The organism is Nonomuraea sp. NPDC001684 (assembly GCF_053596515.1).
This window is the reverse complement of the sequence record NZ_JBSFGJ010000069.1, coordinates 1-23,254: the sequence shown is the minus strand read 5'-3', so window position 1 is coordinate 23,254 and position 23,254 is coordinate 1. Positions and strand designations below refer to the sequence as shown.

At 71.8% G+C, this 23,254-nt stretch carries 16 protein-coding genes; 10 read left to right on the top strand and 6 right to left on the bottom strand.

Translation table 11 applies throughout. The features are described from left to right. Nucleotides 1-204: 204 nt before the first annotated feature. From ACWCSD_RS15935 to ACWCSD_RS15925, 3 genes are all read left to right on the top strand, one after another. On the top strand, nt 205-3,150 hold the full coding sequence (locus ACWCSD_RS15935) for a glycoside hydrolase family 48 protein (protein ID WP_449915602.1): 2,946 nt from the start codon (nt 205-207) through the stop codon (nt 3,148-3,150). An 11-nt stretch (nt 3,151-3,161) separates the two neighbouring features. Then, nucleotides 3,162-5,642, top strand: coding sequence for a glycoside hydrolase family 9 protein (locus tag ACWCSD_RS15930; protein ID WP_449915601.1), 2,481 nt, complete (start codon nt 3,162-3,164; stop codon nt 5,640-5,642). Between the two features lie 76 nt (nt 5,643-5,718). After that, nucleotides 5,719-7,311 carry a cellulase family glycosylhydrolase gene (locus tag ACWCSD_RS15925; RefSeq protein ID WP_449915600.1) on the top strand — a complete coding sequence of 531 codons (1,593 nt, stop codon included), beginning with the start codon at nt 5,719-5,721 and terminating at the stop codon, nt 7,309-7,311. A 134-nt stretch (nt 7,312-7,445) separates the two neighbouring features. On the opposite strand, the gene ACWCSD_RS15920 is transcribed toward ACWCSD_RS15925, so the two are convergent. The 5 genes from ACWCSD_RS15920 to ACWCSD_RS15900 form a co-directional block, all read right to left on the bottom strand. Further along, the gene (locus tag ACWCSD_RS15920) at nt 7,446-7,967 is read right to left on the bottom strand and encodes a hypothetical protein (RefSeq protein ID WP_358291678.1); all 522 of its coding nucleotides are present in this window, start codon (nt 7,965-7,967) and stop codon (nt 7,446-7,448) included. Further along, nucleotides 7,964-9,037, bottom strand: a complete 1,074-nt coding sequence (locus ACWCSD_RS15915; protein WP_449915597.1) for a lytic polysaccharide monooxygenase — start codon at nt 9,035-9,037, stop codon at nt 7,964-7,966. Before ACWCSD_RS15915 ends, ACWCSD_RS15920 begins: the two co-directional genes overlap by 4 nt. 168 nt (nt 9,038-9,205) lie before the next feature. Next, on the bottom strand, nt 9,206-10,483 hold the full coding sequence (locus tag ACWCSD_RS15910; RefSeq protein WP_397155532.1) for a serine/threonine-protein kinase: 1,278 nt from the start codon (nt 10,481-10,483) through the stop codon (nt 9,206-9,208). Next, nucleotides 10,470-11,441, bottom strand: a complete 972-nt coding sequence (locus ACWCSD_RS15905; protein ID WP_352358712.1) for a LacI family DNA-binding transcriptional regulator — start codon at nt 11,439-11,441, stop codon at nt 10,470-10,472. The genes ACWCSD_RS15910 and ACWCSD_RS15905 overlap by 14 nt, the downstream gene beginning before the upstream one ends. A 228-nt stretch (nt 11,442-11,669) precedes the next feature. Next, nucleotides 11,670-13,871 carry a transglycosylase domain-containing protein gene (locus ACWCSD_RS15900; protein WP_449915594.1) on the bottom strand — a complete coding sequence of 734 codons (2,202 nt, stop codon included), beginning with the start codon at nt 13,869-13,871 and terminating at the stop codon, nt 11,670-11,672. A 192-nt stretch (nt 13,872-14,063) separates the two neighbouring features. On the opposite strand from ACWCSD_RS15900, the gene ACWCSD_RS15895 reads away from it, so the two are divergent. From ACWCSD_RS15895 to ACWCSD_RS15880, 4 genes are all read left to right on the top strand, one after another. After that, nucleotides 14,064-15,359: a cytochrome P450 gene (locus ACWCSD_RS15895; RefSeq protein WP_449915592.1), complete on the top strand. Its 1,296-nt coding sequence runs from the start codon at nt 14,064-14,066 to the stop codon at nt 15,357-15,359. A 106-nt stretch (nt 15,360-15,465) separates the two neighbouring features. After that, entirely contained in the window at nt 15,466-16,635 is a 1,170-nt protein-coding gene (locus ACWCSD_RS15890; protein WP_449915590.1) for a hypothetical protein, read from the top strand. Next, nucleotides 16,632-17,630, top strand: a complete 999-nt coding sequence (locus tag ACWCSD_RS15885; RefSeq protein WP_397155541.1) for a hypothetical protein — start codon at nt 16,632-16,634, stop codon at nt 17,628-17,630. The genes ACWCSD_RS15890 and ACWCSD_RS15885 overlap by 4 nt, the downstream gene beginning before the upstream one ends. Before the next feature lie 121 nt (nt 17,631-17,751). Then, a complete protein-coding gene (locus ACWCSD_RS15880; RefSeq protein WP_397155543.1) occupies nt 17,752-18,162 on the top strand; it encodes an STAS domain-containing protein in 411 nt (136 codons plus the stop codon). Here the strand turns inward: ACWCSD_RS15880 and ACWCSD_RS15875 are convergent. Beyond that, on the bottom strand, nt 18,150-19,556 hold the full coding sequence (locus ACWCSD_RS15875; RefSeq protein WP_397155545.1) for a dihydrolipoyl dehydrogenase family protein: 1,407 nt from the start codon (nt 19,554-19,556) through the stop codon (nt 18,150-18,152). The two genes, ACWCSD_RS15880 and ACWCSD_RS15875, sit on opposite strands and share 13 nt — an antisense overlap. A 164-nt stretch (nt 19,557-19,720) precedes the next feature. Here ACWCSD_RS15875 and ACWCSD_RS15870 point away from each other — a divergent pair, with 164 nt between their 5' ends. The 3 genes from ACWCSD_RS15870 to ACWCSD_RS15860 all read left to right on the top strand — a co-directional run bounded on the left by ACWCSD_RS15870 (nt 19,721) and on the right by ACWCSD_RS15860 (nt 23,095). Beyond that, nucleotides 19,721-21,103 (top strand): hypothetical protein, encoded by a 1,383-nt coding sequence (locus tag ACWCSD_RS15870; protein WP_449915585.1) that lies wholly within the window; start codon nt 19,721-19,723, stop codon nt 21,101-21,103. Beyond that, the gene (locus ACWCSD_RS15865) at nt 21,100-22,194 is read left to right on the top strand and encodes a sialidase family protein (protein WP_449915582.1); all 1,095 of its coding nucleotides are present in this window, start codon (nt 21,100-21,102) and stop codon (nt 22,192-22,194) included. The genes ACWCSD_RS15870 and ACWCSD_RS15865 overlap by 4 nt, the downstream gene beginning before the upstream one ends. A 142-nt stretch (nt 22,195-22,336) precedes the next feature. Next, nucleotides 22,337-23,095: an IclR family transcriptional regulator gene (locus ACWCSD_RS15860; protein WP_397155551.1), complete on the top strand. Its 759-nt coding sequence runs from the start codon at nt 22,337-22,339 to the stop codon at nt 23,093-23,095. The last annotated feature ends 159 nt before the right edge of the window (nt 23,096-23,254 follow it).

The window sequence follows — 23,254 nt, the reverse complement described above, 5'->3', positions numbered from 1 at the left end:
GTAAATGAGGGCGGCCGTGCGGCGGGCGTTCCCGGGCCGCATGCTCGCCGAATGCCCCGTAACGTGGATGAAACTTTCATCATCGGCAGCCTGGTGAGAGGAAACGCGGGGGCCGCCGGACGGGCGATCCGTTGACATACGCCGCCGGTCACCCACAATCCCCCTTGGGAGCGCTCCCACACCCCCTACTCCCATGGAGATCCCTTGAAACACAGACCTCCTTCCCGTCTTTCCCGCCTGTCGAGGCGGCTCGCCGGAGCCGCGACGCTCGTGCTCGCGGCGGGCACGACCACGACCCTCGCGGCGCTGCCCGCGCACGCCGCCGTCGCCTGCGACGTGACGTACACCGCCAACCAGTGGACGAGCGGCCCAGGCCAGGGCGGGTTCACCGCCAACCTGACCCTGAAGAACACCGGCGACCCGATCACCTCGTGGACGCTCGGCTTCGACTTCCCGACCGCGGGCCAGAAGTACACGCCCACCGGCTGGAGCGCCAACTGGACGCAGTCGGGCACCCACGTCACCGCCACCAACATGCCGTGGAACGGCAGCCTGGCCACCGGCGCCTCGACGACGCTCGGCTTCAACGGCACCTGGACGGGCAGCAACCCGAGCCCGACCTCGTTCACCGTGAACGGCGTGACCTGCGGCGGCGCCAACACCCCGCCCACGGTCGCGCTGACCTCGCCCACCGCCGGCCAGACGTTCACCGCCCCGGCCACCGTGGCCATCGCCGCGAACGCCGCCGACGCCGACGGCACGGTCTCCAAGGTCGACTTCTACCAGGGCTCCACGCTGCTCGGCACCGACACCTCGGCGCCGTACGGCTACACCTGGCAGAACGTGGCCGCGGGCAGCTACTCGATCACCGCGAAGGCCACCGACAACGGGGGCGCGACCACGACCTCGGCCCCCGTCGGGATCACCGTCTCGCAGAACACCGGGCCCGCCCTCGTGGTGAGCCCGGCCACGATCTCCGTGCCGGAGAAGGGCACCGCGGGCTTCGGCGTGAAGCTCTCGCAGGCGCCCGCCGCGAACGTGACCGTCACCACCGCCCGCACCAGCGGCGACGCCGACCTGACCGTCGGCTCCGGCGGCTCGCTCACCTTCACCCCGGCCAACTGGAACACCGTCCAGAACGTCACCCTGGCGGCGGCGGACGACGCCGACACCACCAGCGGCACCGCCGAGTTCACGGTGAGCGCGACCGGCTACACCCCGGTCAAGGTCACCGCCAGCGAGGCGGACGACGACCTCGGCGGCGACAACGAGTACGTCAAGCGGTTCGTCGAGATGTACAACGAGCTGCACGACCCGGCCAACGGGTACTTCTCGCCCGACGGCGTGCCGTACCACTCGGTGGAGACGTTCATGGTCGAGGCGCCCGACCACGGGCACGAGACCACGTCCGAGGCCTACAGCTACTACCTGTGGCTGGAGGCGACCTACGGGCAGGTGACCGGCGACTGGGCGAAGTTCAACAACGCGTGGGCCTCGATGGAGAAGTACATCATCCCCTCGACCGCCGACCAGCCGACGAACTCCTTCTACAACCCCGCCAAGCCGGCCACGTACGCCGGTGAGTGGAACGACATCAAGCAGTACCCGACGCAGCTCGACTCCGGGGTCTCCGTGGGCTCGGACCCGCTGGCCAACGAGCTGAAGAGCGCGTACAACACCAGTGACGTCTACGGCATGCACTGGCTGCTCGACGTCGACAACACCTACGGCTTCGGCCGCTGCGGCGACGGCACGAGCAAGAACACCTACATCAACACCTACCAGCGCGGCCCGGAGGAGTCGGTCTTCGAGACCATCCCGCAGCCGTCCTGCGACACGTTCAAGTTCGGCGGCCCCAACGGCTACCTCGACCTGTTCACCAAGGACAGCAACTACGCCAAGCAGTGGAAGTACACCAACGCGCCCGACGCCGACGCGCGGGCCGTCCAGGCGGCGTACTGGGCGCAGACGTGGGCCAAGCAGCAGGGCAAGGAGTCGCAGATCTCCGCGTCGGTCGCCAAGGCCGCCAAGATGGGCGACTACCTGCGGTACGCGATGTACGACAAGTACTTCAAGAAGCCCGGCTGCACCAGCACCTCGTGTGCCGCGGGCACCGGCAAGGACGCCTCCAACTACCTGCTGTCCTGGTACTACGCCTGGGGCGGCGCCAGCGACACCAGCGCGGGCTGGGCCTGGCGCATCGGCTCCAGCCACAACCACTCCGGCTACCAGAACCCGCTCGCGGCCTGGGCGCTGGCCAACGTGGCCGAGCTGAAGCCCAAGAGCGGCACCGGCGCGGCCGACTGGAGCACCAGCCTGACCCGCCAGCTGCAGTTCTACACCTGGCTGCAGTCGGCCGAGGGGGCCATCGCGGGCGGCGCGACCAACAGCTGGGAGGGCCACTACGCCACCCCGCCGGCCGGGCTGCCGAAGTTCCACGGCATGACCTACGACTGGCAGCCCGTCTACCACGACCCGCCGTCCAACCAGTGGTTCGGGTTCCAGGCCTGGACCATGGAGCGGGTGGCCGAGCTCTACTACGCCTCGGGCAACGCCGACGCCAAGGCGCTGCTGGACAAGTGGGTCGCCTGGGCGATGGCCAACACCACGATCAACGCGGACGGCACGTACCAGATGCCGTCGACGCTGAAGTGGACCGGCCAGCCCGCCGGCGACTTCAGCGACCCGAACGGCATGCCGCCGCCCAACCCCGGCCTGCACGTGACGGTCGCCGACTACACCAACGACGTCGGCGTGGCCGGCTCGTACGCCAAGGCCCTGATGTACTACGCGGCCAAGGCGAACCACGCCGGGGCCAGGACCATGGCCAAGGCGCTGCTGGACGGCGTGTGGAAGAACCGCGACGCCAAGGGCGTGTCGGTGTCGGAGACCAAGACCGACTACAAGCGGCTGAACGACCCGGTCTACGTGCCCCCGGGCTGGACCGGCAAGATGCCGAACGGCGACACGATCAACTCCAGCTCGACGTTCATGTCGATCAGGTCCTTCTACAAGAACGACCCCGACTGGCCCGAGGTGAACGCCTACCTCCAGGGCACCGGGCCCGCGCCGACGTTCAACTACCACCGCTTCTGGGCGCAGGTGGACGTGGCCGTGGCCCTGGCCGAGTACGGGCGGCTCTTCCCGTGAGAAAGTCGGCGATGATCGCCGCGGCGTCGCTGGTCCTGCCCCTGCTCGCAGGGGTGGGGCCGGTGGCCCACGCGGCCGCGCCCGCCTTCTCCTACGGTGAGGCGCTGCAGAAGTCGCTGTGGTTCTACGAGGCCCAGCAGTCGGGCGACCTGCCCGCCTGGAACCGCGTCTCCTGGCGCGGCGACTCGGGCCTGAACGACGGCAAGGATGCCGGGCTGGACCTGACCGGAGGCTGGTACGACGCGGGCGACCACGTCAAGTTCGGCTTCCCGATGGCCTTCTCGGCCACGATGCTGGCCTGGGGCGGCGTGGAGTACCGCGACGCCTACGCGGGCTCCGGCCAGCTCACCCACCTGCTGAACAACCTGAGGTTCGTCAACGACTACTTCGTCAAGGCCCACCCGTCGGCCAACGTGCTGTACGGGCAGGTCGGCAACGGCGGCACCGACCACGCCTGGTGGGGCCCGGCCGAGGCCATGCAGATGAACCGGCCGGCCTACAAGATCGACGCGTCCTGCGGCGGTTCGGACCTGGCGGGGGAGACGGCGGCGGCGATGGCGGCCTCGTCGATCGTCTTCCGTCCGACCGATCCGGCATATGCCGACAAGCTGGTGACGCACGCCAAGCAGCTGTACTCCTTCGCCGACACGGTCAGGAAGAAGTACAGCGACTGCATCAGCGACGCCCAGGGGTACTACAACTCCTGGAGCGGCTACAACGACGAGCTGGTCTGGGGGGCGATCTGGCTCTACCGGGCCACGAACGACGCCGCCTACCTGGCCAAGGCCGAGGCCGGTTACGACAACCTGGGCAACGAACCGCAGACCACGACGAAGTCGTACAAGTGGACGATCGCCTGGGACGACAAGTCGTACGGCGCGTACGTGCTGCTGCACAAGCTCACCGGCAAGCAGAAATACCTGGACGACGCCGACCGCTGGCTCGACTGGTGGACGGTCGGCGTCAACGGCTCCAAGGTCAGGTACTCGCCGGGCGGCCAGGCCGTGCTGGACCGGTGGGGGTCGCTGCGGTACGCGGCCAACACCTCGTTCGTCGCGCTCGTGCACAGCGACTCGATCAGCGACCCGGCGCGCAAGGCCCGCTACCACGACTTCGCGGTCCGGCAGATCAACTACGCGCTCGGCGACAACCCGCGCAACTCCTCGTACCTGATCGGGTTCGGGGCCAACCCGCCGAAGAACCCGCACCACCGCACGGCGCACGGCTCGTGGACCGACCAGATCACCAACCCGGTCAACAGCCGCCACACGCTGTACGGCGCGCTGGTCGGCGGCCCGCCCGACCCCGACGACGTCTACGCCGACAAACGCGACGACTACGTCATGAACGAGGTCGCCACCGACTACAACGCCGGCTTCACCAGCGCCCTGGCCCGGCTCTACAAGGAGTACGGGGGAGCGCCCGCGGCGAACTTCCCGCCCGCCGAGACCCCGGACGGCCCGGAGATCTTCGTCGAGGCCGGCGTGAACGCCTCCGGCACGAACTTCACCGAGATCAAGGCCATCGTGCGCAACCAGTCGGCCTGGCCCGCCCGGGTCCTGTCGGACGGCTCGTTCCGCTACTACTTCACCCTCGACGGCTCGACGACCGCCTCGCAGATCAGCGTGTCGTCGGCCTACACGCAGTGCAAGGCCCCCACGCTCGGCTCGGCCGGCGGGAGCGTGCTCTACGTGAACATCGACTGCTCGGGGCAGGTCATCGCCCCGGCCGGGCAGTCGCAGCACCGCAGGGAGGTGCAGTTCAGGATCACCAGCGCGGGCGCCTGGAACCCGGCCGACGACTGGTCGTACCAGGGCATCCCGGCCACGCCGGGCGCGACTCCGGTGCAGACGAAGAACATCACCCTCTACAGCGGCGCCACCAAGATCTGGGGTGAGCCCCCGGGTCCGGAGGAGCGGGACACGACAGCGCCCAGCAAGCCGGGCAGGCCCGCGGTCTCCGCGATCACGGGCACGGCGGCGAAGCTGAGCTGGACGGCCTCCACGGACAACGTGGGCGTGACCGGTTACGACGTCTACCTGGGGTCCGCCAAGGCGGGCACGGCCACCGGCACCTCGTACGACCTGGGCGGGCTCAGCCCGGCGACGGCGTACACGGTCTCGGTGGTGGCCAGGGACGCGGCGGGCAACAGCTCGACGCCGTCCGACGGCACGTCCTTCACGACCGCCGACCCGCCCCAGGGCGGCTGCGCGGCCACGTTCAAGGTCACCAACGCCTGGGGCGGCGCGTACCAGGCCGAGGTGACCGTCAAGAACGCCGGCTCCACGGCCATCACGGGCTGGACGGCCGCCTGGACGTCCGCGAACCAGATCACCCAGCTCTGGGGCGGAAAGCTCACCCAGACCGGCTCGTCGGTGTCCGTCAGGAACGAGGCGTGGAACGGCGGGCTCGCCGCCGGGGCCACGACCACGTTCGGCTTCATCGCCAACGGCACCCCGTCCACCCCCGACCTCACCTGCACCCCCGCCTGAGCCCGCCGACCCCGCCCTCGTCCCGGCCGCCGAGCAGGGGCGAGGGCGGATCCACCGGCTCAGGGAAAGGCAGCACATGCGATCACTGTTCACCGCGCCGGCGCTCGCCGCCGCGCTCGTGGCCGCCTCCTTGATCGTGCCGGGCACCGCGGCGCGGGCCGCCACCGGCATCCACGTGAGCGGCACGAAGATCCTGGAGGGCAACGGCCAGGAGTTCGTGATGCGCGGCACCAGCCACGCCCACACCTGGTACCCGGCCCAGACCAAGGCGTTCGCCGACATCAGGTCGCTGAAGGCCAACACCGTGCGCGTCGTGCTCAGCGGCGGCCGGTGGAGCGCCAACCCCGCCTCCGACGTGGCCGGCGTGGTCTCCCTGTGCAAGCAGAACAAGCTCATCTGCGTGCTGGAGGACCACGACACCACCGGGTACGGCGAGCAGAGCGGCGCGTACACGCTCGACCAGGCCGCCGACTACTGGATCAGCGTCAAGAGCGCCCTGGCCGGACAGGAGGACTACGTCGTCGTCAACATCGGCAACGAGCCGATCGGCAACAACGCCACCACGCCGGGCTGGGCCGAGGCCACCAAGGCCGCGATCGCCAAGCTGCGCGCCAACGGCATCCACCACGCGCTGATGGTGGACGCCCCCGCCTGGGGCCAGGACTGGCAGAACGTCATGCGGGACAACGCCGCGTCCGTCCTCGCCGCCGACCCCGACAAGAACACGATCTTCTCGGTGCACATGTACGGCGTCTACGACACCGCCGCCGAGATCACGTCGTACCTGGACGCGTTCCGGACGGCCGGGCTGCCGCTGGTCATCGGCGAGTTCGGGTTCAACCACTCCGACGGCGACCCCGACGAGGACACGATCATGTCCCAGGCCGTGAGCCGCGGCCTCGGCTACCTGGGCTGGTCGTGGAGCGGCAACGGCGGCGGCGTCGAGTACCTCGACCAGGTCACCGGCTTCGACGTCACCCGGCTCACCTCGTGGGGGCAGCGGCTGTTCAACGGCGTCAACGGCATCGCCGCCACGGCCAGGCAGGCGTCCGTCTACGGGGGCGGCACCACCGACCCGACCCCGCCGAGCGCCCCCGGCGCCCCGGCGGCCTCGAACGTCACCTCGTCCGGTGCCACCCTGACCTGGCCGGCCGCCACCGACGACGTGGGCGTGACCGGCTACGACGTCTACACCTCGGCCGGCGTCCCGCTCGGGGCGACGGCCACCACCTCGATCACCCTGACCGGCCTGTCGCCCTCGACCGCCTACCAGGTGCACGTCAAGGCCAGGGACGCGGCGGGCAACCAGTCGGCCGCCTCGCCCACGGCCTCCTTCACCACCCTGGCCGGGGGCGGCGACGGCGGCTGCACGGCCGTGGGGACCGTCCAGAGCCGGTGGGGCAACGGGTACGTCCTGCAGCCCGTCACGGTGACCAACACCGGCACGACCGCCAGGAACGGCTGGACGGTGACGTTCACGCTGCCCGCGGGCCACACCGTGACCGGCTTCTGGAACGCCGAGGTGACGGTCAGCGGGCGGACCGTGACCGCGCGGAACCTGAGCTACAACGGCACGCTCGCGCCCGGCGCCGCCACCGGGTTCGGGATCCAGGCCGGTCGTCCGGACGGCGACGCGTCCGTTCCGTCCGGCTACACCTGCGCCGGCTAGAGAAGGAGGAGGTGAGGCCGATCAACTGATCCTGCCCGCGACACCATCCCGCCCGGATGGGACGGACGCGGCCGGCGAACCCCCAGCCGGCCGCGTCCGTTTGCACCACCCACCGGCTCGGCCTTGCACAGCGGTCAGCGGGGATCCTGGGCGTGGGAGAAGCGTTCGCGGGCCGCGTCGATGGCGGCCTCGTCCGAGAAGTCGGCGAACGCCTCGTCGTGGTAGCGCGCGGGGATCAGCGCCCGGACCCGCTCCGGATATCCGGGCCCGGCGGCAGGCACCTTGACCTGCGGCGGCACGCCCAGCCGGACGGCGATGGGCCCCGAGGCCCGGACGGACATCGCCCAGTCGCGGCTCTCGCCGACGATCGCGCACAGGTGCCGGGCGTAGACCCAGCGCACCTCGGCCAGGCCGGCGGCGTCCGGCGGGTCCGTGCCGAACGGCTCCACCGCGCACACCACCCGAGCCTCGAACCCGTGCCCGTGGTCGTGGTGCTCTTGGGGCGTGGCCCGTTCGAGGATCAGCGTCACCTGGGCGGCGAGCTCCTGGTCGAGCCGCGCCGACTCCTGGTGGGCGGCGAACAGCGTCGCCCCGGCCAGCGCCAGGCCGGCCAGGGCGACGCCTGCCGCGATCTTCCCGCGACGTGGTCCGGTCACGGGCTCGTGCAGGTCAGCGCGGGTGCGGGGCTCGGGATCGAGCCGGTGGCGTTGAAGCCGAACGTGGTGGACGCGTTCGGCGCGAGCTGACCGTTGTAGGAGGCGTTCTTGACGGAGACGTTCGGCGGCTGGGCGGACAGCACGCCGTTCCAGGGGGCGCCCTCGAAGCCCTGGCCGCCGGAGTAGGTCCACTTGACCGTCCAGCCGTTCAGTGACGTCGTGCCGGTGTTCTTCACCGTCACCTCGCCCTGGAAGTGACCGGCCCAGCCGGTGTCGGTGGCCTTCCAGGTGGCGGTGCAGCCGCCGGGGGGCGGGGTCACCGTCGGGGTGACCGTCGGGGTGGACGTGGGCGTGCCCGAAGGCGTGCCGCCGCCGGGGCCGACGCCGGTGACCTGGCCGTTGCCGCCGTCGAAGACGACGTCGGAGCAGCTGTAGAAGTTCTCGTTGCTGTCGGAGCGGATCCAGTGGGTGTAGATGATGTGCCGCCCGGTCTTGCCGGAGGGGAGCTGGGCGTTCCAGTAGTAGTAGTTGAGCCCGCCGGGGCCGCCGCTGGCGGGCGGGTTGGTGACGCTGCCGAACGACTCCAGGTCCGACCACTTGAGCGGGCCGTCGGGGTTCCAGCCGTTCTTGGTGACGTAGTAGACGAAGGTGCCGGGGTGCTGGGCCCAGTTGCTGTGCCGCATCTGGATGCTCGCGCCCGACGTCAGGTGGGTCAGCGGCCAGTCGGAGCGGACGGCGTTGTAGGCGGTGAAGTCGTAGGGGCCGCCGGTGCCGCCGCTGCAGAGCTGGCCGTCGGGGATGAAGCCGCTGGTACGCCCGGCGCCGTCGGAACGCAGCACGGCGAACCAGTTGTAGAGCGGGGTCGCGCCGCTCTGGGCGACGGCCGCCGCGCAGGCCGGGTTGTAGGACTGGATCTGGCCGTTCTCGCGCAGGCCGTCCTGCCAGCACAGGAAGGTCCTGGCGCCGGGGAACATGGACACGCCGTGGGCCTGCGCCTGCGGCGGCGCGATCAGGACGGTGGCCAGCAGGACCAGGGCGGCGGTGAGCGCCGCCGTTCGAAAGTGTTTCATGGGGATTCCTTCGTGCAGGGGAACACAGGAACGCCCACGATCAGCCCGCCCGGCCAGCGCATTGAACCATGGGCGGCGCCGTCCCGACAACGCCGGGTGAAACTTTCAGCCGATCTTGGTCAGCGCCTGATCCGGCGGGCGCGAGGGGTGCGGATCCCGGGGTACCCCTCAGCCGGGTTCCATGGCCCGGTCGATCACCTTGAGCCTGGCCTCCAGCTCCGCCCGGCAGGCGGGGGCCAGGCGGCCCTCCCTGGCCCGGTCGGCGACCTTGCGCCGCACCTCGGCCGTGCCGGTGACCGCGGGGCCGCGGACCAGCGAGTCGAGCACCTGCTTGAGGTCGAGCACCACGTCCGCGTCGGTCGCGTCGCACGGTTCGCCGTCTTCGAGCGAGTCGTGGAAGCCGTCCACGGCCTGCTCGACGGTGACCGGCCCGGCCGGTGAGCTCCGCAACGCCCGGGAGGCCGACGCCGCGGCGGAGGGCGCGGCCGACGGCGTGACGGGGGGCGTGACGGACGGTGTGACCTGCGGCGACAGCACCGGCTCCGGCTCGGACCGCTGGAACCACAGCAGCACGGTGAGCGCCAGCAGCGCCGACCCGGCCACCGTCAGCCCGCGCCGCACCTGCCGGGCGATCCCGGCCGTGCCGAGCGCCGAGGTCAGCGCGGCGACGATCTCCTCGGCCGTGGGCCGCTCCTCGGGCAGGTGCGCCAGGCAGCTCTGGCAGAGCGAGGCGACGCCGTGCGGCACGCCGGTCACCCGGGGCGGGGGATCGGTCCGGCGCGCCGCCTCGATCTCCTCCCACGTCGTCTCCGGGTACGGGGTGCGCCCGGTGAGCATGGCGAACAGCAGCACGCCCAGGGCGTACACGTCCACGGCCGGGTGGGTGGGGGCGCCGAGGAGGCGTTCGGGGGCGACGTAGGGCGGGGTGCCGCGGTCGTCGTCGGGGTCGCCGGCCCAGGCCGCGATGCCGAAGTCGAGCAACTTGGGGCCGTCGGCGGTGAGCAGCACGTTCTCGGCGGTGACGTCCCGGTGGACCAGGCCGCGGGCGTGCCCGGCCATCAGCACGCGGGCCAGCCGCAGGGCGATGGCCGCCGCCTCGGTCCACGGCAGCGGCCCCTCGGCGATGCGCTCGGCCAGCGGGGTGCCGTCGAGCAGGGGCATCACCACGTACGCGGCCACGCCGCCCTTCGCGGTGACGGTCTCGCCGTAGTCGTAGATCTCGATCGAGTCCCGGTGGATGAACCGGGCCGCGGCGCGGGCCTCGCTGCGCACCCGGACGCGTTCGCCGTGGTCGGTGTGCAGCGAGGCGGTCAGCACCTTGACCGCGACCAGCCGCTGCAACGACTGGTCGAAGGCACGCCAGATGACCGACATGCCGCCGTGGGCCAGCGGGTCCAGCAGCAGGTACCGCCGGGCCAGCACGTCCCCCGGCTCAAGCTGACTCACGGATGACCAGTTCCGTGGGGAGGACGGGGTCGATCCCCGTCGCCCCGGTCAGGAGCAGGCGGGTGGCGACCGTGGCGAGCTCCTCGACGGGCTGGCGGATGGTGGTCAGCGCCGGGACGGTGTGCCGGGCCACGGGGGCGTCGTCGAAGCCGATCACGGCGACGTCCGCGGGCACCTTGCGGCCGGCCCGGCGCAGGGCCTGGATCGCGCCGGCCGCCATCAGGTCGGAGGCGACGAAGACGGCGTCGAGGCCGGGCGCGTGGCGTAACAGCCACTGCATGGCGTGCGTGCCCGAGGCCGCGGTGAAGTCGCCGTAGGCCACGGGCACGTCGGGGGCGCCGGCCGACTGCAGGGTGCGGACGAGCCCTTCGAGCCGGTCGCGGGCGGCGGGCAGGGAGGGCGGGCCGCCGATGGCCGCCACGTTCCTGCGGCCCTGTAACAGCAGGTGCTCGGCCGCCTGCCGGCCGCCGTCGAGGTTGTCCACGTCGGCGTAGGGCAGCTTGAGGTCGTGGGGCGGCCGGCCGATGTTGCGGACCGGGATGCCGGCGGTGGACAGCTTGATGGCCAGCGGATGGCGTTCGCGCGCGCCGACGATGAGGACGGCGCCCGACAGCGCGGGCAGCGTGGAGGAGGTGGGCGTCACGGTCGTCACCATGAGGTGGGTGCCGTGCTCGGCGATCACCGCTCCGGCGGCGGACAGGAGCCTGGCGTAGTAGGGCTCGGAGAACAGGCGGGGGAGATGGTCGCAGATCACCGCCGTGACGCCGTCGGTCAGCGTCTTGGCGGCGCTGCCCCTGGGCGCGCGTTGTCGGACGTAGCCCATGCGGGAGACGGCGTCGTAGACTTGCCGGCGGGTCGAGGTACTGACCCGCACCGAGCCTGTGAGGACTCGAGATGCGGTCGCGGGGGAAACCCCTGCAGCGGCCGCCACCTGTGCCAGTGTGGGCTGCTCGGTCATGGAGCACCTCGCGGAAAGATCCTGGGAGCGCTCCCACGTTACCAATGTTTCGCCGCTGTTAATAGGGCCTTTGCAGGGGGTGCGTCCGGGTGTGCGGACGCCCGCCGAATCTGCTCAGGTGGGGGCGGTGGTCACCGCCGGAGGTTTTCCCGCCGCAGGTCGATCACGACATATTGACCATCCGTTAGGGGTATCCGGGACGCGCCGGATACCCCTGGACGCCCGTCTCTAGCGCCTGCCGCGGCCGCGGCCGTGACCGTTGCCGTCGCCGTTCTGGTAACCCTGGCCGGGGCCGAAGTCGCCGTCGGGGTTGACGTCGGTGAGGCCCTGGTCCCCGTTGTCGTCGGGCTCCTGCCTGCGGGGGGCGCAACCCTGGCCGCAGCCGCCGAAGCGGGAGGAGTCGACCGGGGTGAAGGCCGTCGCCGGGGTGCCCTTGAGCGCGGCCTTCATGGTGGCGTTCCAGATCGGGCCGGGGATGGAGGCGCCGAACACCGAGGAGTAGTACCGGCCGCCGATGGTGATGCCGTTCAGCTTGTGGGTGGTCGAGCCGCGCGGGTCGCCGATGCTGACCGCGCCGGCCAGGTCGGGGGTGAACCCGGCGAACCAGGCGGTGGCCTGGTCGTCGGTGGTGCCGGTCTTGCCCGCCGCCGGACGGCCGATGCCGCCGACCGCGCGCATCGTGCCCTTGGTGAAGACGCCGGACAGGATGTTCGCCGCCGCGTCGGCGACCTCGGGGTCGAACGCCTGCGTGCACTTGGGCTTGTACTCGGTCACCTTGCCGTTGCGGTCGGTGATCTGGGTGATGGCCGTCGGCGGGCAGTACTTGCCGCGCGCGCCGATCGCCGCGTAGGCCGTGGCCACGGTCACCGGGTCCATCTCGTTGATGCCGAGCGTGAACGTCTCGAACTCCTGGAGCTTGCCGCCGTCGGAGCGCTTGATGCCGAGCGACTTGGCGGTCTCGACCACCTTGCAGAGGCCGACCTTCTGCTCCAGCGTCATGAAGAACGTGTTCACCGAGCCCCAGGTGCCGGTGGCCAGCGACTTGAAGCCGCCGCCGCCCTCGTCGTTGGTGACGGTGTGGCTCGGGTCGCCGACGTTCTGGCCCTTGCAGTTCTTGAACGCCCAGTAGTTGGGGGCGGTGTAGCCGCTGCCCACGTTGAAGCCGTCGTTGATCTTCATGCCCTGCTTGAGCGCGGTGAGCAGGGTGAACGTCTTGAACGTCGAGCCGGCCTGGAAGCCGACGCCGCCGCCGTGCACCGCGTCGGCCACCACGTTGTACGACATCTCGTGCTTGCGCCTGGAGTTGCCGTACTTGCGGCTGGCGGCCATGGCCTTGATCTCGCCCGTGCCCGGCTTGACCAGCGCCTCGGAGGCGACCGGGTTGTCGGAGGCGAAGACGTGCTTCTTGATGGCCTCCTCGGCGGCCTCCTGCATCTTCGGGTCGATCGTGGTCTTGATCTCCAGGCCGCCCCGGTTGAGGAACTGGGTGCGGGCCTTCTTGGTCTTGCCGAAGGCCGGGTTGCTCAGGATCTCGTTGCGCACGTACATGCAGAAGTACGGGTACTGGCTGGCGCCGCAGCCGCCGGGCAGCGGGGTGCCCTTGTAGCCGAGCTTCTTGGCCCTGGCCTCCTCGTGCTGCTCAGGCGTGATCTTCTTGAGCTCCAGCATGCGGTCGAGCACCACGTTGCGCCGGTTGAGCAGTTGCGCGCGCGACTCCTTGCCCAGGTTGGGGTCGGTCCGGTTGGGGTCCTGGACCGCGCCGGCCAGCGTGGCCGCCTGGGGGAGCGTCAGGTCGGCCGCCGACACGCCGAAGAACCGCTTGGCCGCCGCCTCGACGCCGTACGCGCCGGCGCCGAAGTAGGCGATGTTGAGGTACTTGCCGAGGATCTCGTTCTTGCTGTACTTCTCCTCGACCGCCATCGCGTAGCGCAGCTCCTTGAGCTTGCGGGCGTAGCTGGCTTCGAGGGCCGCGTTCTTCTCCTTCTCGGTGGTGGCCGAGTTGAGCAGCACCTGCTTGACGTACTGCTGGGTGATGGAGGAGCCACCCTGGGCGATGCCGCCCCTGCTGAGGTTCTTGGCGAGGGCGCGCACGGTGCCCTCGATGTCGATCGCGCCGTGCACGTAGAAGCGGTAGTCCTCGATGGAGATGATGGCCGTCTTCATGATGTCGGCCACCTCGTCGAGCGAGACGTTCTCGCGGTACTCCTCGTAGAACTGGGCGATCTGGTTGCCCTTGGCGTCGAGGACCGTCGTCTTCTCGGCGAGCGGCGGTTCTTTGAGGTCTTCCGGTTTGATGTTCAGTTCCTCGGACGCCGAGACGAACATCGCTCCGGTGCCGCCGACCGCCGGTAGCGCGATGGCCGCGGCCACCACTCCCGCGGCCATCGCAGCCCCGGTCAGGCGCACGATGCTCGACATTCGGGAACCCATGCGGAAAAACCTCCCCATCTCGGCTTTTGGGTGCATCCTAAACCCGCCCATGACCTGCTCTCTGTAAAAAGACGAAGCGCGCGCCGGCGGTGGATGCTTCTACCCCGGGTGAGACGCCGAAGCACGGGATTTGGTTCGCCGGGTTTCCCGTCGAATTCGTTTCCTGGGGGTCTGCGGGGATAGGGCGTGGTCATGACTTCTCACCGAGTGTTGCCACGCGAGCAGGCGCGGGTCCGTGAGCCGGTCACCGCTCCCCGCCGGAGGCCGGTCCTGGACGACACCCTGACGCTGCTGCTCGACCCGTACCGCTTCATCGGCGACCGGGCGCGGCGGCTCGGCTCCGACGTCTTCGAGACGCGGCTGCTGCTCCAGCCGACCATCTGCATGACCGGCGCGCAGGCCGCCGAGGTCTTCTACGACCCCGAGCTGTTCGTCCGGGACGGCGCCGCGCCCCGGCGCCTCCAGGCGACGCTGTTCGGCAGGAACGGCGTGCAGGCCCTCGACGGCGAGACCCACCGGGCGCGCAAGGCCATGTTCATGTCGCTGATGGGCCGGGAGGGCCGCGACCGGCTGGCGGAGCTGACCGGCCGGCGCTGGCGCGAGCGCATCCGCGCCTGGCAGGGCATGCCGCGGGTCGTCCTGTACGAGGAGGTCAGCAGACTGCTGTGCCAGGCGGTCTGCGACTGGACGGGCGTGCCGCTGCCGCCCGCGCGGGTGCCCGAGGTCACCGCCACCCTCCAGGCGGCCATCGAGGGCGCGGGCGGGCTCGGCCCCCGCTACCTGCGCGGCCGGTACGCCCGGATCAAGGGCGACCTGTGGCTGTCCGGCCTGATCCGCTTCGCCCGCGACGACCCCGGCCGCTTCGCCGGCACGGTGACCGGCCTGATCGCGGGCTACCGCGACCCCGACGGCACCCTGCTCCCGGCCAGGACCGCGGCCGTCGAGCTGCACAACGTGCTGCGGCCCACGGTGGCGGTGGCCAGGTTCGTGACGTTCGCGGCCATGGCCCTGCACGCCCACCCGGAGTACTACGAGCGCGTCCGCGAGGGCGACGATCAGTTCGTCGAGCACTTCGTCCAGGAGGTGCGCCGGTTCTATCCGTTCTTCCCGTTCGTCGCCGCCAAGGTGGCCAAGCCCTTCACCTGGAACGGCGAGCACTTCCCGCAGGGCCGGCGGGCACTGCTCGACCTGTACGGCATCGACCACGACCCGCGTCTGTGGGACCGCCCAGGCGAGTTCCGCCCGGAACGGTTCGCCGAATGGGACGGCGGCGAGTACGACTTCGTCCCCCAGGGCGGCGGCGACCACTACGAAGGGCACCGGTGCCCCGGCGAGTGGATCACCGTGGACCTGATGAAGCTGGCGGTGACCGCGCTGACCCGCTGGATGACCTACGGCGTGCCGGCCCAGGACCTGCGCATGCCGTCGTGGCGCGCTCCGGCCGTCCCCAACAGCCGTTTCGTCATCGACCAGGTCGAGGCCGTCTGAGATTCGGGCAGCGCCCGGCAAAGAAGCGTGTTGTCGCGCGGGTGCGCGCGCGAGGGTCTGGCAACGTTCACCGGGGCGATTCTTCCTGGCCTTGGTGGAGGATTTCATGCGTCGTGTCGTGGACGACGAGGAGCAGGTCGATCAACTGGTCTCGGCCGCCAGGGCGTACTGGGGGGACAGCGTGGGCGACACGGGTTGCGTGGTGGCCGAGGCGTTCGACGAGGACGTCCGGGCGGTGGTGCGCACCGTCATGGTCGCCAAGGCCGTGTGCGGGCTGCTGTCGGCCCGGCTGGTCGTGCTCACCGACCCGCGGTGGCGGCCGCTGGCCGAGGCGTTCGGGGCCGCCGCCGATCTCGGGCCGCCCGACGCGCTGGTCACCAGCCGGATCGATCCCGGCGTGCGCACCGACATCCCGGTCGTGCACGTGCACGGCACCGGGTCGTTGCAGGCGTACGCGCTCTTCCCGGGGCAGACGCCCGTCTCCTTCGGCGAGGAGCTGCCCGGCCGGGTCGCGGAGTTCTTCGAGCGCCAGATCTGGCCCAACAGGGAGGCGATCCGGCCGAGCGCCGAGCGTACGGCGTGGCGGGCCAAGGAGGGCTACCAGGTCCGCACCGACACCGAACGCCGCCAGCTCCGCCTCTACGGCTGCTCCCGGCTGCGCCTGGACCCCGGCCGGCCCACCGTCACGGTGTTCGGCCACATGCCGGGCCGCGACACCGAGCTGTTCGAGGAGGCCGAGCGGTACGCGGCCGGCGAGGAGTCGGCCAACTGGCTGTTCCTCGACCGCCTGCGCTCCGGCCTGCTGTCGCCGAACATCCTGTGGAGCATGACCGACGTCGCCGTCACGTTCGGCGGCAGCGACCTGCCCGCCTTCGGCGTCCCGGTCATCCAGGCCGGCTGGTCGGAGGGCGCCGCCTGCGGGGCCACCCACCTCGCGCGCACGCCGGAGGAGCTGCGCGACCGGCTCGGCGAGGCCGTCGCCGTGCACGGCAAGGCGGAGACGATCCTCGGCCCGGAGCAGCGCGACCGCGCCCGCCTGTGGTTGTGGCTGCGCCGCTGCGGCGCCGACGTGCCGACCCAGGTCCTGCCGCGCTGGGAGCTCGGCCCCGACTACCCGCGGGCCCTGGCGGTCGCCCTGCGGCACGCCGAGCCCGACGGCGACCCGCTCTTCGAGGCGGTGCGCCGCATGTGGGAGCGCCGCGACCCCGTGCTCACCCGATTCGACTTCCAGGACCTGGCCAAGACCACACTGACCCCCGCGAGGAGCGCCCGATGACCGGAACAGGACCCATCACAGAGCTCGACCCGGTGATCCTGCCCGCGATCCCGCCCGTGCACGTGACCAGCGGGCGGTTCCCCGCGCTGCAGGTGATCGACCGGCTGCACCGGGGCAGCCAGATCGTGGGCAGGTTCGAGACGTCCGGGCTGGTCGGCTTCAAGGTGTCCGCGCAGGGACGGCCGCTGCGGGTGCAGATGTCGCTGTCCATGGACGAGCGGTCGGTCAGCGGCTGGCACACCGGCAGGACGGGCCCCGACTTCACGACGCCCCGGTGCGTCCAGATCCGTTCCCAGGGCCGCCTGCGCCAGTGCGTGCTGCTGCGCGGCCGCAACCCGCACGCCCGCGTGGCCTTCGACCTGACCCCCGAGGAGATCCCGGACGACGGGCTGATCTGCGTCGAGGCCCTGGACATCATGGAGGGCGACGGCGTCTGCGACGAGGTGCGCACGTTCCTGTCCGGCCGGGTCCAGGAGGACGGGGCGGCCGGGCTGCGGCTGAACAAGATCGTGTTCGAGGAGCCGCCCGAGGTCGACTACGACCCCGACACGCTCGACGGCTCCCGCTGCGAGCTGTCCTCGCTGATCAGCGGCGGCGGCCTGGCCAACGTCAACCGGCAGGGCGTGCGCGTCCTGCGGTCGGGCATGTTCGTGGTCAACCCGGTGCTGCGCGACACGTTCGGGGCCAGCGGGCGGATCACGCTCCGGCTGGGCACGAAGGCGGAGGCGGCCAGCATGATCCCGGCGACCTGGCGGCGGGTCAACAGCGAGCTGCGCTGGCTGCGGCACGCCACCAGGAAGCTCCTCGGCACGGCGGCCCCCACGGTGGAGCGCGTCTACAGCCTCAGGGACGGCGTGGCCGGGCCCTTCGGGCAGACCGTCCACGGGAACGTCACCGAGCTCGTCCTGCCGAGCCCGACGGTCTCGCCGTTCCTCGTGGTGATCGAGCGGGTGCCGGGCGTCCTGCCGACGCTGGAGTCGGGCACCTCGGACTAGCGGGAGCTCCGGTTCCCTCGACCCGCGTGACCTGCGAGACCCGCCGTTTCGGCGGGAAAACTGGTGATCACCGGTGATAACGCCACTCTGCGGGCAGTTGTCATAGGTGGGCGGGAACGGTTTGAGCATCGAGACGACCCGGCATCAGCAGTGCACGGTCATGCGCGCCACGGGCGAGCTCGACCACGCGGGACGGGTCAGGTTCAGCGCCCACATCAACGCGGTGTGGGACTGGTCGCCCGGACCCGTCCTCGTCTTCGACCTGGGCGACCTGGTCTTCTACGACTCCTCCGCCATCGGCGTGCTGGCCACGGCGATCCAGCGGATGGAGGCGGAGCCGGGCGGCCGGATCATCGTGGTCAGCCCGTCCGACCACCTGCTGTCGGTGCTGCGGCTGACGGACCTGCTCTCCCACGTCGAGCTGCGCGGCAGCGTCGAGGAGACCGTGGCGGAGCTGACGGTGGGCGCCATCCCGCCGCCCGTCCCCCCGACCTCGTCCGGGGGGACGTCGGACGTCGCCTACAACCCGTAGGTCTCCAGCAGCCGCAGCCAGATCTCGCTCACGGTCGGGAACGACGGCACGGCGTGCCAGAGCCGGTCGAGCGGCACCTCGCCGGTGACCGCGATCGTGGCGGCGTGCAGCAGCTCGCCGACGCCGGGACCGGCGAAGGTGACGCCGAGCAGCACCTTCCTGTCCTCGTCCACCACGGCCTTGGCACGGCCCCGGTAGCCGTCGCCCAGCAGGTACGCGCCCGAGACCGAGCCGAGGTCGTACTCGACCGCGCGCACCCGGAAGCCGGCCTTCCTGGCCTCGGCCTCCGTACGGCCGACCGCGCAGACCTGCGGGTCGGTGAAGACCACCTGCGGCGCGCCGAAGCCGCCGGCGAGGTCGCGCATGGCGGGCAGGTCGTCGCCGTGCGCCCGCGCCGCGATCACGTCGCCGCAGATCCTGGCCTGGTACTTGCCCATGTGGGTGAGCAGCGCGCGGCCGTTGACGTCGCCGACGGCGTAGAGCCAGCCGCCCGGCACGCCGGTGGCCCGCATGCTGTCGTCGACCTCGACGGGCGCGTCGTCGGGCAGGCCGACCGTGTCCAGTCCGATCCCGCGCGTGGCGACCTTGCGGCCGGTGGCCACCAGCAGCTCGTCGGCCTCCAGCGGCGGCCCCTCCGACAGGTGCACGGTCACCTTGCCGCCCGGCTCGGGCCGCTCGACCCTGACCACGTCGGTGTGCAGGCGCACGTCGATGCCCGCCTCGCCGAACGACCGGGCCACCAGCTCGCCCGCGAACGGCTCGACCCGGCCGAGCAGCCCGCCGCCGCGCACCAGCACGGTCGTCTGCCGCGCGCCCAGCCCGTGCATGGCCTGCGCCATCTCGCAGGCGACCACGCCGCCGCCGATCACCACCAGGCGTTCGGGCACCTTCGTCGCGGCGGTGACCTCGTGGCTGGTCCACGGCTTCGCCTCGGCCATGCCCGGCACCGGCGGGAGCGCCGCCGTGCTGCCGGTGGCCAGCACGACCGCCTGCCGGGCCGTGAGCACCCGCTCGCCGCCGTCGGGGGTCGTGACGACCACCCGCCGCTCGCCGTCGAGCCGCCCCCTGCCGCGGACGAACTCCGCCGGCACGCTCTCGACCCAGCTCACCTGCCCGGAGTCGTCGTAGCGTGAGACCGCCTCGTCGCGCCGGGCGAGCACCGCGGCCACGTCGATCGGCCCCAGCGAGAGCCCGGGCACCCGGGACACCTCGCCGGCCAGGTCGACCGGGCGCAGCAGCGCCTTGCTCGGGATGCACGCCCAGTAGGAGCACTCGCCGCCGGCCAGCCGCTCCTCGACGATCGCGGCGCTCAACCCGCCGCGCACCGCCCGCGCGACGACGTTCTCGCCCGCCGGACCGGCCCCGATCACGATGACGTCGAACTCCTCAGCCACACTGCCTCCCCACACTCGTCCTCGATTCGCACTCTTTCATGCCCTGCTCGCGCCACCCGAGGTGGCCACGGGCGTGAACCCTCTCGGCCCGCGACGGAGAGACCGGGTAGATGCCCGCGCCGTCCGGGGGAGCCCGCTCGGCACCCTCATGAAGGAGCTCCCCCATGCCGGCGCCGTCTCCTGTGTTCGTGCTGCCCGGAAACGCCCTGGGGCGGCATCGGGCGCTGCTGGTCGCGCTGGTGCCCGCCGTCGCGCTGCGGCTGCTCGCGATGGCGGGGTACCGGCCCGCGCTGTGGTTCTGGGCGGACTCGTTCTCCTATCTGGAGGCCGCGGCCGACCCCGTGCCCGGGACGTTCCGGCCGCTCGGGTACTCGCTCTTCCTGGCCGCGCTCGGGCCCGGGAAGAGCCTGGCGCTGGTGGCCGCCGTGCAGCACGCGTCCGGGCCGGCGCTCGCCGTGGCCGTCTACGCCCTGCTGCGGCGGCGCGGCCTGCCCGGCTGGGGCGCGACGGCCGCCGTCGCGCCGCTGCTGTACGACGAGTTCCTGATCCTGCTGGAACACATGATCATGGCGGACGCGCTGTTCACCGTGCTGGTCACGGCCGGGATCCTGGCGCTGTCGGACCGGCTCACCCCGGCCACGGCGGCCGCCGGCGGCGTGCTGCTCGGCCTGGCCGCCGTCACCCGCACGATCGGGGTGGCCGTCCTCGTGGTGGCCGCCGCCTGCCTGCTGCTGCGCCGTCCCGGGCCGCGCGCGCTGCTCTGTCTGGTCCTGGCGGGGGCGGCGCCGCTGCTCGGGTACGCCTCCTGGATGTGGGCCACCAGCGGCACCTTCGGCCTGACCAGGGCCGACGGCCTGTTCCTGTGGGCCCGCACGACGACCTTCGCCGACTGCTCGGTCATCAGGCCGGAGCCCGAGCTGGCCCCCCTCTGCCCGAGGACGCCGGTGGCCGGGCGGCCCTCTCCCGCCCACTGGATGTGGGGGCCCACCCTGGCCGCCGTCCCCGGCGACCGGAACGCGCTGGCCGGGCGCTTCGCCCGCGAGGCCGTCCTCGCCCAGCCCGGCGACTACCTGGCCGCCGTCGGGCGCGACCTGCGGTGGCTGCTGCGCTGGGAGCGCACCACGGCCAGGAAGGCGTCCGTCAGGAAGATCAATCCGTACTGGTTCCCCTACGAGGAGCGCCCGCTGCGCGCGTCCGTACGGCGGATCGCCGGGGCGTACGAGGGCGGGCCGGCGGACACCCGGATCGTCGAGCCCTACGCGGGCTGGCTGCGGGCCTACCAGCGCTTCGGCTACCTGCCGTACCCGGTGCTCCTGGCGCTGCTCGGCGGCGCGCTCGCGGTGGCGGCCGCACGGCGGCGGCCGGACGCGCTGCTGCCCGGCGTGGCCGCCGCCGTGCTGGTCGTGGCGCCGTCCTTCCTGAGCGGGTACGACGTGCGGTACGTCGTACCGGCTCTCCCGCTGGCCTGCCTGGCCGCCGGGCTGGCATCGGGACGTCCGCCGGAGGTCGGGAGACGTTCACCTGCGGGGCCTAGCGTTCGCGCATGACTCCTTACCCCACGTCGGTGGTGTACCGGGCGGCGTCTGAGGGCTATCACACCTTCCGCATCCCGGCGGTCGTGGTGACCGGGGCCGGGACGCTCCTCGCCTTCGCCGAGGGGCGGCGCGGGTCCGCCGGTGACTCGGGGCACATCGACCTGGTGCTCAGGCGGTCGGCCGACGGCGGGCTGACGTGGGGTCCCCTTCAGGTGGTCGCCACCGAACCGCGCCGCGGCACCGTGGGCAACCCCGCGCCCGTGGTGCTGGACGACGGCCGGATCCTGCTCGTCACGGTCCGGCAGGGCCCGTCGGCGACGGAGGAGAAGATCAGGCGGGGTCAGGTGCAGGCGGCTGAAGGGCGGCGGGTGTTCGTCCAGGCCAGCTCGGACGACGGGATCACGTGGGCGCCCCCGCGCGAGATCACCGCCCAGGTCAAGCGCCCCGAGTGGCGCTGGTACGCCACCGGCCCCGGGCACGCCGTCCGGCTCCGGAGCGGGCGCGTCGTGGTGCCGGGCAACCACTCCCTGCCCCCGTCCGGCTCGGACGACGGCACCGAGGGCCGCTACAACGGCGGCCACGCGCTGCTCAGCGACGACGGCGGCCGTACCTGGCGCATCGGCTACGTGGACGACAACCCCGACGGCTACGTCAACGTCAACGAGACCACCGCGACCGAGCTGCCCGACGGCCGCCTCTACCTCAACGCCAGGACGGACTCCGCCGCGCCGGGCACCCGCGCCGACGCCTGCTCCTCCGACGGCGGCCAGCGGCTCGACCTGCCCTTCCGCCCGCAGGCCGGGCTGGTGGGGCCGGTGGTGGAGGGCAGCGTGCTGTGGTGCGAGCCGCCCGGCGTGCTGCTGTTCTCCGGCCCTGCCGCACCCGACGCGCGGGCCCTGATGACGGTACGGGCGAGCACCGACGCCGGGGTCACCTGGCATCCCGTGCACACCGTGTCGGGCCTGCCCGCCGCCTACTCCGACCTGGTCAGGGTGGACGGCGACACGGTGGGGCTGCTGTTCGAGACCGGCGACTTCGGGCCGTACGAGAGCATCGTCTTCCGGCGCGTCCCGGTCGCCGAGCTCGACCCCCGCCGGGCGTAGCCGCCCGTTCCCTTCCCACGGCTCTGTGCTGACACAGGGCTGTGCTGACTACGCTGAGACGACCACTGTGCGACCGCGTGTGCGGAGTGTTCCGTATTACGCGCTAGCATTCCGATCAGCGGAACAGGCGAGGGAGAGTTCAGTGGCTGAGACCCAGTCCCCTGTGGGGAGCGTCGATCGTGCCCTGCTGATCCTGCAGGAGATCGGGAGACACAGCAGGGGAGTGACGCTCGACGAGCTGGCCACCAGGCTGCGGCTGCCGAAGAGCTCGCTGCACCGCCTGCTCGGGGCGTTGAAGCACCGGGGCTTCGCGGCCCAGCCGGAGCCGAGCGGGCCGTACTTCCTCGGCACCGAGATGCTGGCCACGGCCTTCCGGTTCTACGAATCGATGGACCTGCGCACGCTCGTCCGGCCGCTGCTGCTGCGGCTGAGCGAGGAGTTCTCCGAGACCGTGCACATGGCCATGCTCGACGGCGCCGAGGTCGTCTACCTGGACAAGGTCGAGGCGGTGCGGTCGATCACCATGACCTCGGTGGTCGGCGGGCGCAACGCGGCCCACTGCACGGGCGTGGGCAAGGCGCTGCTGGCCTGGACGTACCCGACGGACGAGTCGGTCAAGGCGTGGGCCGAACGCTACGGGCCGCTGGCCGCCAGGACCAGGAACACGATCACGAACCCCGCCAAGCTGGCCACCCACCTCGACCAGGTCAGGCAGCAGGGGTACGCGCTCGACCTGGAGGAGAACGAGCCGGGGGTGCGGTGCGTGGCGGCGCCGGTCTTCCTGGGCAAGACCGCGCCGGTGGCGGCGGTGAGCGTGACCGCGATCAAGGACCGCATGTCCGTCGCCCGCCTCGAAGAGGTCGGCCTCGGCCTCCGCCGCGCCATCTCCGCCCAGGTCTGACCCCCCACCCACAAGCCACCCGCCCCCCTCCGCCCCCGCCCTTCACCGGCGCGACCCTGTCGCGCCGGGGCCCCGCCCCCCGGGCCCCCCCACGGGGGGGGGGGGCCGGGCCTCCCCCCCACCCCCCAAGGACCACCAACCGCGACCGGGGGGAATAAA